Source organism: Pseudomonas sp. NBRC 100443, assembly GCF_030268185.1.
Classification (GTDB): domain Bacteria; phylum Pseudomonadota; class Gammaproteobacteria; order Pseudomonadales; family Pseudomonadaceae; genus Pseudomonas; species Pseudomonas citronellolis.
Genome location: NZ_BSQE01000019.1, coordinates 34,480 through 48,510 on the forward strand (window position 1 = coordinate 34,480; position 14,031 = coordinate 48,510).

12 protein-coding genes are annotated in these 14,031 nt (G+C 71.6%); 1 reads left to right on the plus strand and 11 read right to left on the minus strand.

The window, feature by feature from the left end; all coding sequences use genetic code 11:
- Positions 1-4: 4 nt before the first annotated feature.
- Genes QSJ95_RS22910 through QSJ95_RS22935 form a run of 6 tightly spaced genes read right to left on the minus strand, consistent with a single transcriptional unit; the run spans position 5 to position 6,793 of the window.
- The gene (locus QSJ95_RS22910) at positions 5-1,639 is read right to left on the minus strand and encodes a BatD family protein (RefSeq protein WP_285645504.1); all 1,635 of its coding nucleotides are present in this window, start codon (positions 1,637-1,639) and stop codon (positions 5-7) included.
- The gene (locus QSJ95_RS22915) at positions 1,636-3,381 is read right to left on the minus strand and encodes a VWA domain-containing protein (protein WP_285645506.1); all 1,746 of its coding nucleotides are present in this window, start codon (positions 3,379-3,381) and stop codon (positions 1,636-1,638) included. Before QSJ95_RS22915 ends, QSJ95_RS22910 begins: the two co-directional genes overlap by 4 nt.
- Positions 3,378-4,388: a vWA domain-containing protein gene (locus tag QSJ95_RS22920; protein WP_285645508.1), complete on the minus strand. Its 1,011-nt coding sequence runs from the start codon at positions 4,386-4,388 to the stop codon at positions 3,378-3,380. Before QSJ95_RS22920 ends, QSJ95_RS22915 begins: the two co-directional genes overlap by 4 nt.
- Complete coding sequence (locus tag QSJ95_RS22925; RefSeq protein ID WP_043313594.1) at positions 4,381-4,878, minus strand: DUF4381 domain-containing protein; 498 nt, start codon at positions 4,876-4,878, stop codon at positions 4,381-4,383. Before QSJ95_RS22925 ends, QSJ95_RS22920 begins: the two co-directional genes overlap by 8 nt.
- On the minus strand, positions 4,875-5,834 hold the full coding sequence (locus tag QSJ95_RS22930) for a DUF58 domain-containing protein (RefSeq protein WP_285645510.1): 960 nt from the start codon (positions 5,832-5,834) through the stop codon (positions 4,875-4,877). Before QSJ95_RS22930 ends, QSJ95_RS22925 begins: the two co-directional genes overlap by 4 nt.
- Positions 5,834-6,793, minus strand: a complete 960-nt coding sequence (locus tag QSJ95_RS22935) for an AAA family ATPase (RefSeq protein WP_009621155.1) — start codon at positions 6,791-6,793, stop codon at positions 5,834-5,836. Before QSJ95_RS22935 ends, QSJ95_RS22930 begins: the two co-directional genes overlap by 1 nt.
- Positions 6,794-7,014: 221 nt before the next feature.
- On the opposite strand from QSJ95_RS22935, the gene QSJ95_RS22940 reads away from it, so the two are divergent.
- On the plus strand, positions 7,015-8,904 hold the full coding sequence (locus QSJ95_RS22940; protein ID WP_285645512.1) for a filamentous hemagglutinin N-terminal domain-containing protein: 1,890 nt from the start codon (positions 7,015-7,017) through the stop codon (positions 8,902-8,904).
- 291 nt (positions 8,905-9,195) lie between these two features.
- Here QSJ95_RS22940 and QSJ95_RS22945 read toward each other — a convergent pair whose 3' ends face one another.
- Genes QSJ95_RS22945 through QSJ95_RS22965 form a run of 5 tightly spaced genes read right to left on the minus strand, consistent with a single transcriptional unit; the run spans position 9,196 to position 13,818 of the window.
- Complete coding sequence (locus QSJ95_RS22945) at positions 9,196-10,074, minus strand: DUF1353 domain-containing protein (protein ID WP_285645514.1); 879 nt, start codon at positions 10,072-10,074, stop codon at positions 9,196-9,198.
- Positions 10,075-10,126: 52 nt separating this feature from the next.
- A complete protein-coding gene (locus tag QSJ95_RS22950; RefSeq protein ID WP_285645517.1) occupies positions 10,127-11,053 on the minus strand; it encodes a 5-oxoprolinase subunit C family protein in 927 nt (308 codons plus the stop codon).
- Complete coding sequence (gene pxpB, locus QSJ95_RS22955) at positions 11,050-11,763, minus strand: 5-oxoprolinase subunit PxpB (protein WP_285645519.1); 714 nt, start codon at positions 11,761-11,763, stop codon at positions 11,050-11,052. Before pxpB ends, QSJ95_RS22950 begins: the two co-directional genes overlap by 4 nt.
- Complete coding sequence (locus tag QSJ95_RS22960; RefSeq protein WP_285645521.1) at positions 11,760-12,512, minus strand: 5-oxoprolinase subunit PxpA; 753 nt, start codon at positions 12,510-12,512, stop codon at positions 11,760-11,762. Before QSJ95_RS22960 ends, pxpB begins: the two co-directional genes overlap by 4 nt.
- Before the next feature lie 25 nt (positions 12,513-12,537).
- Complete coding sequence (locus tag QSJ95_RS22965) at positions 12,538-13,818, minus strand: MFS transporter (RefSeq protein WP_285645522.1); 1,281 nt, start codon at positions 13,816-13,818, stop codon at positions 12,538-12,540.
- Positions 13,819-14,031 lie beyond the last annotated feature (213 nt).

Sequence of the window (14,031 nt, forward strand, 5' to 3'; positions counted from 1 at the left end):
TGGCTCAGCGCGGGTAGAGCGGTGGCAGGCTGTTGCCCTCGGCCGTCGCCGCGCTGCCGCCTTCCGCGGCGGGCAGGGTGCGGATCGCCCGCCAGAGGTCCTCGCCTTCCCAGTTGTGGCCGCCCTCGCTGTCGCTGTAGAGCGCGCCGTTGAGGCCGTCCATGGCGTCGGACAGCGGCACGAAGCGCGCCGCCATGTCGGCCAGGGTTTCCGGCTGCTGGCGCGCCCAGGCGTCGAGGGCCTGGCGGGTGGCGTGGGGGTCGTTGGCCTGGCAGCAGCGGCGCAGTTCGTCGAGCAGGGTGCGGGCGCTGGGCGCGTTGGCCGCGGCGCGGACGATGGCCGGCTGGCGCCGGGCGCGCCACCAGAGGCCGAAGCCGAGCAGGCTGGTCAGGGCCAGCAGCAGGGTCGCCAGCTGCCATGGCCAGAGGCGCTGGCCGTCGCTGCTCACGGCGCCTTCCAGCGGCGCCGGGGGCGGTGCCGCCAGCTGCGGGTTGGCGCCGACGTCCAGGCTGCGGCCGGGCAGGGTGGTGTGCTCCAGGCGGTCTTCCTGGGTGTTCCACCAGGTGATCTCGATGTCCGGCAGGCTCAGCTGGCCGGCCTGCTCCGGGATCAGGGCCTGGCGTTCCTCGCGGCTGCCGATCACTCCCTGGTCGCCCTGTTCCTCGGCCAGCTGCGGCTGGTCGGGGTAGTGCCGCAGCCCGGCCGGCAGGGCCTGGGGCAGCGGCGGCAGCTGGGCGCTGGAGAGGCCTTCCACGCGCAGCATCAGGTTGCGCGTCAGGGCTTCGCCGGCCTTGGCCTGCTCCGGCTGCGGCGCCCAGCTTTCGCTGAGGCTGACGGCGCGGGCCGGCAGCCAGGGCGCGTCGGCCGGGTAGTCGGCGGGCTTGGGCTTCACTTCCAGGGGAATCTCCGGCGAGCTCACCCGCAGGCGCTTGCCGGGCAGCACGCCGAAGGCGTCGCCGGGGTTGCTGCGTGCCACCCGGGTGGCGCTGAAGTTCAGCGCCGGGATGGTCAGCTCGCCGCTGTGCTGCGGGAAGATCGCGAAGCGCACCTCGATGACGCCGTGGCGCACGCCGTTGATTTCCTTCTCGTAGGTGCGCGGCTGGCCGAGCTGCTCGACCTTGGCGTCGTCGATCTGCAGCGGGCTGAGGCTGCTGTCGTCGTACAGCGACACCGAGTGGTAGATGCGCAGGGTGAGGATGGCCTGGGCCTGCACGTAGACCGACTCGTGGTCGAGGCTGGCGTCGATGAACACTGGCGAGAGTTTCTGCTGCTCGTCCGCGTCCTCGGCCTTGAGCACTTGCAGGCCGATCGGCTGGGTCTGGCTGTTGCCCATGCGCAGCGCCGGTATCTGCAGGGCGCCGCTGCGGGTGGGGCGCAGGGTGATGATCCAGCGCGTGGTGGCCTGGGCCTGGCCGTCGAGGGTGGTCAGGCGGTTGACCTGGCGGGTGCCGAGGATTTCGAAGGCGTCGCCCAGGGGCGTGAGGTCCGGCTTGCCGAACTGCGTGGGGTCGTCGGACTCCAGCGTCAGGTCCAGGCTCTCGCCCTCGGTCAGGCGCGCGCGGTCGACGCTGGCGGTGAAGCTGGCCTGCGCCTGGAACGCGAGCAGGCTGAGCAGGATCAGGCAGATCATCCGTTTCATGGCAGGTTTTCCTGGCGCTGCTGCTGTTGGTACCAGAACTTGCGGCGCAGCAGTTCGGAGGGTTCGTCGGGAATCTGCCGCAGCCACTGTTCCAGGGCCTGGCGGCTTTCGTCGCTGAGCTTCCCTTCGTCCGCCGTGGGGGCGGGGAGTTCCGTCGAATCGGCGGGCGGCTCGTCGTCCGGGCCGGCGGCCTGCAGGCGCTCGGCGCTGGCCTGCTGGCGGTTCTGCAGGGCCGCGGAGGGGCGCGTGGGCCGTTCTTCCAGGTTCTGCTGCTGCGAAGGCTTGGCCGCTGTCGTTGGCGCCGCTTCGGTTTCGCCGCTGCGGCTGGCCTGGGAGGCATTGGGGCGCTGCTGGGCGGCGTCCTGCTCGCGCTGGCGCAGCAGGTCCTCCAGCAGCGCCTTGTTGCGCTGGGCCTGTTGCAGGTCCGGCTGCAGTTCCAGCGCCCGCTCGTAGGCGTCGATGGCGGCCTCGTACTGCTCGGCGTGGGCCAGGGCGTTGCCGCGGTTGTAGTGGTCGGCGGCGCTGTCGCCCAGGGCGAAGGCGCGGGCCGCGCCGTCGTAGTCGCCGGCCTGGTAGAGGGCCAGGCCGCGCCAGCGGAAGTCGGCAAAATGCCGGGCGGCGTCGGCCGGGCGCTGCTCGGCGAGCAGGCGCTGGCCCTGCTGGTCGGGGCGCAGCCAGAGGTCGGCGAACTCGAAGGCCATGGCCGGTTGCGGCGCGCCCAGCCACAGCGGCAGCAATAATGGCAGGCTGAACAGCCAGCCGCGGCGCCCGGCGCAGGCGGCCAGCAAGAGCAGCGGCAGGAGCAGCCAGTAGCCCTGGTCGGCCCAGCGCTGCAGGTGCAGCACGGCGTCGTTGCCGGCGGCTTCCAGGCCGCGGTTGGCGTCCAGCAGGCCGAGGGCCCTGAGGTCGCGGTCGCTGGCGCCCAGGCGCTGGTAGCCGGCGTCGAGGCTGGCGGCGAACTGGCGCAGCCCGGCCTCGTCGAGGCGCGGCAGGAGGATGCCGCCCTGGTCGTCCTTCAGGTAGGTGCCGTCTTCCTGCGGGATGGGCGCGCCGCCGGCAGTGCCCACGGCGAGGATGGCGAAGTCCCGGCCGTGGCCGTGCAGGGCCTGGCGGATGCCCTGCCGTTCGCTTTCCTCCAGCCCGCCGGTGAGCAGCAGCAGGCGCCCGTTGCCCTGGGCGCCCTGGTCGAGCAGGCGGCGCGCCTGCTGTACGGCGAGGTCGGCGCGCTGCCCCGGCTCGGGCATGATCGACGGCTTGAGCGCATCGAGCAGGTTGCGCGCGGTGAACAGGTCGTTGGACAGCGGCACCAGGGTGTGGGCGCTGCCGGCGTAGACGACGATGGCGGTCTGCGCGTCGGGGCGCGCGCGCAGCAGGTCGAGGAGCTTGCGCCGGGCCTGTTCCAGGCGGCTGGGCGGCAGGTCGCCGGCGAGCATCCGCGGCGTCAGTTCGAGGATCACCACCAGCGGGTCGCTGCGCTGCATGGCCGGCTGCTCGACGCGTTCCCAGCTCGGCCCGAGCAGCGCCAGCACCGCCAGCAGCCAGGCCAGGCCCAGGTACAGCCAGGGGCGGCGGTCGGGGCGGCCGCTGCCGCCCTGCAGCAGCCAGGGGTGGAAGGCCGCCGGCAGCAGCAGTTGCCAGCGCCCGGCGCGGCGCTGGCGGTGCAGCAGCTTCCACAGCAGCCAGGCGAGCAGCGGCAACAGCAGCAGCCAGCCGGGGTAGAGCAGGTGCGGCCAGAGGCTCATGGGCGCCTCCACGGCCAGCGCCAGTGCTGCGTCGGCCAGAGTTCCGCGGCCACCAGCAGCAGGCTCAGCAGCAGCGCGGCGGCCAGCGGCCAGTGGTAGAGCGCCAGGGCCGGGCGCGCCTGGGTGGGCTTCTGCGTCACCGGTTCGAGGCTGTCCAGGGTGCTGGAGACGGCCTCCAGCTCGGCGCCGTTGCGGGCGCGGAAGTATTCGCCGCCGGTGAGGCCGGCGATCGCCTTCAGGGTGGCTTCGTCCAGGTCCAGGCCGGGGTTGAGGCCGAGCATGCCGAGCACGCCGCCGGGCTGCGGGTCGGCGCCGATGCCGATGGTGTAGATCTTCACGCTCTCCTCGGCGGCCAGGCGCGCGGCGGTCAGCGGCGGGATCTCGCCGGCGGTGTTGGCGCCGTCGGTGATCAGCACCAGCACGCGGCTTTGCGCCGGGCGCTGGCGCAGGCGCTTGACGGCAAGGCCGATGGCGTCGCCCAGGGCGGTGTCCTTGCCGGCGATGCCGATCAGCGCCTCGTCCAGCCAGACGCGCACGGTGTGGCGGTCGAAGGTCAGCGGCGCCTGCAGGTAGGCCTTGCTGCCGAACAGGATGAGGCCGACGCGGTCGCCGCGGCGCGCTTCGATGAAGTCGCCGAAGAGCTTCTGCACCAGGTTCAGGCGGCTGATCTCGCTGCCCTGCCAGGTGAGGTCGGCGGTGTCCATGGAGCCGGAGACGTCCACCGCCAGCAGCAGGTCGCGGCCGCTGGCGGGGATCGGCAGCGGCTCGCCGACCCACTGCGGGCGCGCCGCCGCCAGCAGCAACAGCAGCCAGAGCAGCACGAAGGGCGCCTGCAGGCGCCAGGCCGGCAGTTGCGCGCGGGCGCGGCGGCCGGCCAGGCCTTCGAGTTCGGCGAGGAAGCTGACCTTCAGCGCCGCCTCGCCGCTGTCGGCCGGCGGCAGCAGCACGCGCAGCAGCCAGGGCAGCGGGGCGAGCAGAAAGACCCAGGGCCAGGCGAACTCAAACATGCTTGCGCACCCAGGTTTCCACGGCGGCGGCGAGGCCGTCGATGGCCTTGTCGTCGAGCTTGCATTCGGCGCGGTAGCCGCCTTCCACGAGGATCATCCAGCGCGTCAGGCCGGCGGCCGGGCAACGGTTGTCGAGGAACGCCAGCCAGGCGCGGCCGCTCAGGGTGTGGCAGCTGTCGTCCGGCCAGCGCGCCCGCGACAGGCGCTTGAGCAGGGCGTTCTGCGCCTGCAGCCAGGGGCCGGCGGGGGCGCCGCCGTAGGGCCGCGGCAGGCGCGCCAGTTCTTCCAGGGCGGCGACGCGGATAGGCTCCAGCGGCGCTTCCGCCGGAACTGGCGCGCGGCGGCGCGGCAGCAGGCGGTGGCGCCAGCGCCACAGCGCCCAGGCCAGCGGCGGCAGCAGCGCGGCCAGCAGCCACCAGCCCGGCGCCGGCGGCCACCAGGGCACGGCGGCGGGCTGGATCAGCGGTTCCAGGGCGTCGAGGGGATTCACGGGCGTTTCCCCGCGGCGGGCTGTTCGAATTGGTCGAGCAGCTGCTCGACCAGGTCCAGCTGGGTGCTCAGCGGCAGCAGCGGCACGCCCAGGCGCTGGCTGACTCGCGCCCAGCGCTCGCGGCGCGCCTCGCCCAGGGCGCGGTAGGCCAGGCGCTGTTCGTCGACGTGGGTGTCCACTTCGAGCAGGGCCTGGCCTTCGGCGAAGCGCATCAGCCCGGCGGCCGGCAGGGCGTGGTCGAGCGGGTCGGAGACCGGCAGCAGGACCAGGTCGGTGTGCCGCGCCAGCAGGCCCAGCTGTTGCTCGGCCAGGTCGCCCTGGGGCGAGTGGGCGAGGGCGCGTTCGTCGCAGACGATCATCACCAGGCTTCCCGGCCGCAGCACCTCGCGGGCGCGGCGCAGGGCCAGGCCGAAGTTGTCGCCGGAGGACGCCGCGGCGCCGTCGGTGAGCAGCGCGTGGTTGGCGCGGACGATCAGGTTGAGCAGCTGCAGCTGGCTCTGCTTGCTGCGCCGCGGCTTGATCTCGTGGGTGTCGTGGTCGCTCAGCACCAGGCCGCCGATGCGGTCGTTGTGGGCCAGCGCGGCCCAGCCGAGCAGGGCCGCGGCGCGCGCGGCCAGCACCGACTTCAGGCACAGGCCGGAGCCGAAGAAGGTCCGCCGGCTCTGCTCGACAAGGACGAACACCGGGCGCTCGCGCTCCTCGTGGAACAGCTTGGTGTGCGGCTCCTGGGAGCGCGCGGTGACGCGCCAGTCGATGGTGCGCACGTCGTCGCCGGGCTGGTACACGCGTACCTGGTCGAAGTCCACGCCGCGCCCGCGCAGGCGCGAGTGGTGCAGGCCGATCAGCGGGCTGCGCCGGGCCGGGGTGGAGAACAGCTGCACCTCGCGCAGGCGATGGCGCATGTCGATCAGCTCTTGCAGGCTGACCGTCACGCCGTTGCTGGCGGTGTCCGGCATCAGGCCACGGCGACCACGTCGAGGATGCGCTGGACCACGCGGTCCTGGTCGATCCCCGCGGCTTCCGCCTCGAAGGAGAGGATCAGGCGGTGGCGCAGCACGTCGAACAGCACCGCCTGGATGTCCTCGGGGCTGACGAAATCGCGCCCGGCCAGCCAGGCGTGGGCCCGCGCGCAGCGGTCCAGGGCGATGGAGCCGCGCGGGCTGGCGCCGTAGGCGATCCACTCGGCCAGCTCGGCGTCGAACTTGGCCGCGGTGCGGGTGGCCATGACCAGCTGCACCAGGTATTCCTCCACCGCGTCGGCCATGTACAGGCCGAGGATTTCCTTGCGCGCGGCGAAGATCGATTCCTGGGTCACCTGGCGTTCCGGCCGCGTCTCGCCGTTGAGCGCCTCGCCACGGGCCTGCTGGAGGATGCGGCGCTCCACCGAGGCTTCCGGGTAGCCGATCTTCACGTGCATCAGGAAGCGGTCGAGCTGGGCCTCCGGCAGCGGGTAGGTGCCTTCCTGCTCGATGGGGTTCTGGGTGGCCATCACCAGGAACAGCGGCGGCAGGTCGTAGGTGCTGCGGCCGATGCTGACCTGGCGCTCGGCCATGGCTTCCAGCAGCGCCGACTGTACCTTGGCCGGGGCGCGGTTGATCTCGTCGGCCAGCACCAGGTGGTGGAAGATCGGCCCCTGCTGGAAGCAGAAGGTGCCGTTTTCCGGGCGGTAGATCTCGGTGCCGGTGATGTCCGCCGGGAGCAGGTCGGGGGTGAACTGGATGCGATGGAACTCGGCCTCCAGGCCTTCGGCGAGGTCCTTGATGGCCTTGGTCTTGGCCAGCCCGGGCGCGCCTTCCACCAGCAGGTGGCCGTCGGCGAGCAGGGCGATGAGCAGGCGCTCGACGAGCTTTTCCTGGCCGAGGATCTGGCTGGAGAGGAAATGTCGCAACGCGAGGAGCGACTCACGGTGTTCCATCGAATGCGGGTTCCTGGAGTGGGGAAGGTGGCGTGCCGGGGCCGCCGGGGGCATTACTTTACTGCATCGGCGCAGGCGCGTGCAGGGTGGCGTGGCGCCGCCGCGCGGCTCCCTGGTTCCACGGGCCGACGAGGAGGCTTCCCACGGCACAAGGACGCGTTTCCGAAGCGCACTCCCACTAATTTGGGAAGCTCCTCATGGACAACGTGGAGTAGATGGACATGGAACGCAATGCTCTGCATTTCCCGGCCGTCCTGGCCGGCCTGCTGTTCTTCGCTCACCCGCACGCCGCGGCCGCGCCGCTGAGCCTGGCCCCCGGTTCCGGCAACGCCGGCCTGGGTTCCGCCGGCAACGGCGTGCCTGTCGTCAACATCGCCAGCCCCAACGCCAATGGCCTGTCGCACAACAGGTTCGGCCAGTTCAACGTCGGCCGCGAAGGCCTGATCCTCAACAACTCGCCGGGCGGGGCGCAGTCGCAGCTGGGCGGCGCCATCGCCGGCAACCCCAACCTGGGCAAGGGCGCGGCGCGCAAGATCCTCGGCGAGGTCACCGGCGGCAGCCCCTCGCAGCTGCTGGGCGTCATCGAGGTCGCCGGGCCGGGCGCGCACTTCATCCTCGCCAACCCCCACGGGGTGACCTGCAACGGCTGCGGCTTCATCAACATGCCGCGGGCCACCCTGACCACCGGCAAGCCGATATTCGATGGCAACCGCCTGGCGGGCTACGACGTCGACGGCGGGCACATCGGCATCGAAGGCGCCGGGCTCGATGCCCGCGAGGTGGGGCGCTTCGAGCTGATCACCCGCAGTGCCACGCTCAACGCCGCGCTGCATGCGCAGCAGCTCGACGTGGTGGCCGGGCGCAATCGCGTGGACGGCGAAAGCCTGGCGGCCAGCGCCAAGGCCGACGATGGCCGCCCGCGGCCGCGCCTGGCCATCGACAGCTCGGCGCTGGGCGGCATGTACGCCAACGCCATCCGCCTGGTTGGCACCGAGCAGGGCGTGGGCGTGAAGCTGGCCGGGGAACTGGCCGCCAGCGCCGGCGACATCCGCATCGACGCCAACGGCCGCCTGGAGCTGGCGCGCCTGCAGAGCGCCGGCGGCGTGCGCCTGAAGGCCGGGGACATGCACCTGACGGGGCCGGTCGGCGCAGGGGGCGACACCGAGCTGTGGGCTTCCGGGAGCCTGACCAACCAGGGCCGCCTGGACAGCGCCGGCGGCCTGTTCATGCGCCTGGGCGGCGGCCTGGTCAACCGGGGCGGCGAGCTGCGCGCCCAGAGTATGGACCTCAGCCTGGCCGGGGCGCTGGACAACAGCCGGGGGCTGATCGAAAGCCGCGGTGGCCTGCGCCTGCACGCCGCGTCCCTGAGCAACGGCCAGGGACGCATCCGCGCCCGTGGTTGGGAGGGCGGCACCGACATCGGCATCGGCGGCGTGCTGGACAACCGCAACGGTAGCCTGGAGACCTACGCCCGCGACCTCGACCTGCGCAGCGGCAGCCTGCTCAACGACAACGGCTGGGTCTGGCACGGCGGCAACGGCCGCTTCGGCATCGACCTGGCGCAACTGGGCCTGGCCGGCGGCCGCTTCGTCACCCGTTCCGTGCTGCACATCAAGCGCGACCACTGGCTGAACAACAGCAGCCTGCAGGCCCGCGAGCTGATCCTGGAGGTGGGTGAGCTGGAGCAGGGCGCCAGCGGGCGCCTGAACGGCACCCTCGGCGTGCGCGGCAGCGGCCACGACTGGCGCAATGCCGGGCTGATCGCCAGCGAGTCCGGGTTGTCGCTGGAGCTGAGCGGGCGCTACAGCGGCAGCGGCCGGTTGCTCAGCCAGGATGGCTTGAGGATCAGTGCCGATTCCCTGGAACTGGAGCGTGGTGGCAGCCTGATCAGCGGGATGTATGCCCAGCTCGACATCCGTAACGCGCTCGTCAACCACGGCACGCTCCTGGCCTATGACGAGATCTGGCTGAATGCCGGGCGGTTGGTCAACTACGGGGTGCTGGGCAGCGGCTCCGAGTTGTACCTGGACGTGGGCAGCCTGGAGGATGAAGGGAACATGTTCAGCAATGGCGATGTGGAGTCGCATATTCCCTGGAGTTGGACGCTCTAGATCGGGACTCCGAGCCTGATGCCGTTTCTCTGCCCGGGAGAAGCGGCCCCGTAGGATGGGTTGAGCGAAGCGATACCCATCACCCTGGCCCGATGGGTATCGCAAGCTCAACCCATCCTACGAAAAGCCCCTCGGCGCGGCCGGTAAGACAGTTGCAGGGAAGCACGGGCGTAGGAGCGGACTCCGTCCGCGATTGGATTCACCGGCTACGCCGGACACCCCGGTGGCACGAACGGCCCCCTCTCCCGCTGCGGGAGAGGGTTGGGGTGACGGGGCCCCGGAAAGGGACGCTTAGCCCTTGCCCGAATGAACCGCATCAGGCGCCCCGAGCCGGGTTTCCCCCACTGGCTCGGCGGCCGCGCCGGGGATCGGTGTCAGGCAGCGCAGCGGGCTGTTGCCGTTGCGCACCTGGCGCATCTTCGGCGCGCCGCCGAGCACCACCGCCAGGTAATAGACCCAAGCCAGCGGGCGGGGCATGCCGGCATCTCGCAGCATCCGCAGGAACAGGCGGTCGGCGCTGGCCTTGCCCAGCGGCGAGACGTTGAGGAACTGGTAGAGCGCGTCGTGCACCAGGCTGGCATGGTGCGCCACGGGCCAGAACACCTGCCTGCGACGGATTTCGCCGTCGCGGATGCAGGCCACGTCTTCCAGGTGCTCCCACCAGTCCGGGGTGCCGAAGATCGCCAGCCAGTAGAAGGGCACCTTCGGCGAACAACCATCCCAGGCGTAGGTGCGCGGTCGGTCGAAGTGGTAACGCACCTCGCCGCGGGCCAGGTCGACCTCGCTGTGCCCGGGGTTGACGATGATGCGCCCGTCGTGGATCACCAGCCATTCGCTATAGAAGAAGCGGCCGCGGGCCTCTTCGCAGAACACCGTCAGCGGGAAGTCGATGTAGTTGACCCAGGGGCCGGGCCTGTCGCGGCTGCAGAAGCCCCAGCGCTCCACCGAGGTTGCCCGCGCGGCACGCACGCGCCGCAGGCGCTCGCGGCGGCCGACCAGTTGCGGCAGCAGCACGCCCAGGTACACCGGCAGGGCGCCGGCCAGCAGGTATTGCAGCAACAGCGGCTGCAGCAGCCAGGCCAGGCCCAGCAGGAGCAGGCCCAGGGCGGTGACCAGCAGGTTGGCGAGGTGGCGCAGCAGCGGGCGCTGCAACGGGGGAACGGCTTGCATGGCATCCTCCGTGATGTCGGGGATGCCATTGTGCCATTATCGTTGGCCGGCTTCAGTCGACCTGTCGCCATTGCGCCAGCAACTGCCGGTGCGCCGCCAGCGCCGCGGGTTGCACGCTGGGCCGCAGGCGCAGCTCAGCGCCCGGCAGGCATTGCGCCAGGCGCGCCAGGGCCCTGGGGCTGAGGGCGCCCAGGCGCGGGTAGCCGCCGATGGTCTGGCGGTCGTTGAGCAGCACTATCGGCTGGCCGTCCGGCGGCACCTGCACGGCGCCCAGGGGAATGCCCTCGGAGATCATCGGCCGGCCCAGGTACTGCAACGCCGGGCCAAGCAGTCGCATACCCATGCGGTCGGCGCGCTGGTCGAGGGTCCAGGTGGCGTCGAAGGCGTCGAACAGGCTCTGCCCGGCGAAGTCGCCGGCCTGGGCGCCGAGCACCAGTTCCAGCTCCGCCGGGCCGTCGTAGCGCGGTTGCTGCCGGGCCTGCATATGGCGCTGCGGGGGCGTTCCGCCGGCGGCGCGCAGTTCGTCGCCGGCCATCAGTGGCTTGCCCTGGCCGTCGAGGCCGCCGAGCCCTTCGCGGACGACGGTGGCGCAACTGCCCAGCACCGTCTCGCCGAGGAAACCGCCGGGCGCCGCCAGGTAGGCGCGCACGCCGCTGCGCGGCTGGTGGAAGGCCAGGCGTTGGCCGCTGCGCAGTTCGAAGGCCTGCCAGGGCGCCAGCGGCTGGCCGTCGATTTCCGCCGCCAGGTCGGCGCCGGCCAGGGCCAGGCGCACGTCGGCATGGGCGCGCAGGGTCACGCCGCCCAGGGGAATCTCCAGCACCGCCGCGTCCAGGCGGTTGCCCAGCAGCCAGTTGGCCCAGGCCTGGGCTTCCCAGTCCAGGGCGCCGCCCTGGGTCACGCCCAGGTGGCGCACGCCGAAGCGGCCGCCGTCCTGCAACTGGGCCAGCGGGGTGCTCTTTTCCACGTGGAGGATTTTCATGCCTGGCCCTCCTCGGCGGGCATGGGCGTGTCGTCGCCGCCCAGGCGGATGAATTCGGCGTGGTCGATGGCCTCGAAGCGCACCCGGTCGCCGGGTTGCAGCAGGCTGTAGCCGTCGCGCCCGCGGTCGAACAGGCGCGCCGGGGTGCGCCCCAGCAGGTTCCAGCCGCCGGGGGAGGCCAGCGGGTAGGCGGCGGTCTGGCGCTCGGCGATGCCGACGCTGCCGGCGGCGACGCGCTGCCGCGGGGTGGCCAGGCGCGGGGTGGCCAGGGCCGGCTCGACCAGGCCCATGAAGGCGAAGCCCGGAGCGAAGCCGAGGGCGAACACCTGATAGGCGCGGCCGCTGTGGCGGCGGATCACCTCGGCCACGCCCAGCCCGCTGTGCCGCGCCAGGCGCGCCAGGTCGGGGCCGACGCTGGGGTCGTACCACACCGGCAGCACCTGCTCGCGGCTGTTCTCGCCGGCCAGCGGCCGCAGGCCGTCGAGGGCGGCGAACAGGCGCTCGCGGATCGCCAGCGGCTCCAGCCGCAGTGGGTCGAAGCGCAGCATCAGGGTGGTATAGGAGGGCACCAGCTCCAGCAGCTCGTCGCCGAAGACCGCGCGCAGGCGCTGCGCGGCGGCCAGCAGCCAGGGCATGTTGGTTTCGTCGATGGCGTCGAACAGGCGCAGCATGTAGCTGTCCAGGGCGACCACTTCCAGGCGCGGTCTCATGCCGGCACCAGGGCGCCGAGGGCGGCGCGCAGCTGGCGCACGGCCTCCACCGAGCCGGGGTTGTCGCCGTGCACGCAGATGCTGTCGGTGCGCAGGCGCAGCGCGCTGCCGTCGCTGGTGCCGAGCGCCTCGCCGCGGGCCAGGGTCAGCGCCTGGGCGATCACCTGGCGGCTGTCGTGGTGCACCGCGCCGGGCAACTGGCGCGAGACCAGGTGGCCTTCGGCGGTGTAGGCGCGGTCGGCGAAGGTCTCGAACCACAGGCGCAGGCCGAACTCGGCGGCCATGGCCAGGGCGCCCTGGTTGTCGCGGATGGACAGCAGCATCAGCGGCAGCCCGCGGTCGTAGGCCGCGACCGCGCGCATCACCGCGCGCAGTTGCTCGGACTTGCGCATCATGTCGTTGTACAGCGCGCCGTGCGGCTTGACGTAGCTCACCCGGGCGCCCTGGGCGCGGCAGATGCCGTCGAGGGCGCCGATCTGGTAGTGCAGCATGTCCTCGATCTCCTGCGCGCTGCAGTCCAGCGAGCGACGGCCGAAGCCGAGCAGGTCGGGGTAGCCGGGGTGGGCGCCGATGCGCACGTCGTGCTCCCGCGCCAGGGCCACGGTGCGGCGCATGCTGCCGGGATCGCCGGCGTGGTAGCCGCAGGCTATGTTGGCGCAGTCGATGTACGGCATGACCTCGGCGTCCAGGCCCATTTTCCAGGCGCCGAAGCTTTCGCCGATGTCGCAGTTGAGCAGGGGGAGGTGCATGGTCGTCCTCGTAGGTCGCTGCGGTTCAGGGTTCCAACTGCTTGCCGCGGGTTTCCGGCAGGCTCAGGGCGGCGAGGATGACCACGCCATAGGACACCGCGGCGAAGCCGCCAATGCCCAGGCCCAGCGGCACGTGCTGGCTGATCATGCCGATGAGCATGGGGAAGAGCGCGGCGATGGCGCGCCCGGCGTTGTAGCAGAAGCCCTGGCCCGAGCCGCGGATGCGGGTGGGGAAGAGTTCGGTGAGGAAGGCGCCCATGCCGCTGAAGATGCCCGAGGCGAAGAAGCCCAGGGGGAAGCCCAGCCAGAGCATGGCCGCGTTGGCGATCGGCAGCTGGGTGTAGAGCAGCACCACGATGAACGAGCCGACCGCGAACAGGATGAAGTTCTTCTTGCGCCCCAGCAGGTCGGTGAGGAAGGCGCTGACCACATAGCCGACGTAGGAGCCGAGGATGACCATGGCCAGGTAGCCGCCGGTGCCGAGCACGCTGAGATGGCGCTCGGTCTTCAGGTAGGTCGGCAGCCAGGAGGTGATGGCGTAGTAGCCGCCCAGGGCGCCGGTGGTGAGCAGCGAGGCGCGCAGGGTGATGCTGAGCATGCCGGGGGCGAAGATTTCGTGGAAGCTGGTCTTTTCGCCGCTCTCCAGGGCCTTGGCGCGCTGGTAGACCTCCGGCTCCTTGACCAGGCGCCGGACGAACAGCACGAACAGCGCCGGCAGCAGGCCGAGGAGGAACAGCGCGCGCCAGGCGTACTCGGGCGGCAGCACGCTGAACAGCAGGGCGTAGAGCAGGGCGGTGACGCCCCAGCCCAGCGCCCAGCCGGACTGCACCAGGCCCACCGCCTTGCCGCGGTCGCGGGCGCGGATCACCTCGCCGATCAGCACCGCGCCGGCGGTCCACTCGCCGCCGAAGCCGAAGCCCATCAGGGTGCGCGCGATCAGCAACTGCTCGTAGTTCTGCGCCAGCCCGCAAAGGAAGGTGAAGAAGGCGAACCACAGCACCGTCAACTGCAGGGTGAGGACGCGGCCGATGCGGTCGGAGAGAATGCCGGCAACCCAGCCGCCGGCGGCGGAGGCCAGCAGGGTGAGGGTGTGGATCAGGCCCGCCTCGCCGGTGCTGATGCCCCACAGGGCGATCAGCGTGGGAATGACGAAGCTGAGCATCTGGGTATCCATGCCGTCCAGGCCGTAGCCGATCTTGCAGCTCCAGAAGGTCCGTCGTTCCTGCTTGTCCAGGTCACGGTACCAGCCGAAATAGCTGCCGCTGCTCACGTCGAGGGGGACGGCCGGGCTCGCCTGCTTTTCCATGGGGGATCTCCGCTCTTGCGTTCTTGGAATTGTTCTAGCGGCCGGTACCACATCTCGCCGTCGCCTGGGCCCGGATTCTTCGAGGCCCGGGGGCATGCGTCCAACTAATTTATGCGGTCGCCGGTGACAAGAATTTCCGATACCCGCCCCTGGCGCGGAATTCGCGGTGCCGGCGGGGTGGGGTTATGCTTGCGCGTCCCCGTCCGGTACCGG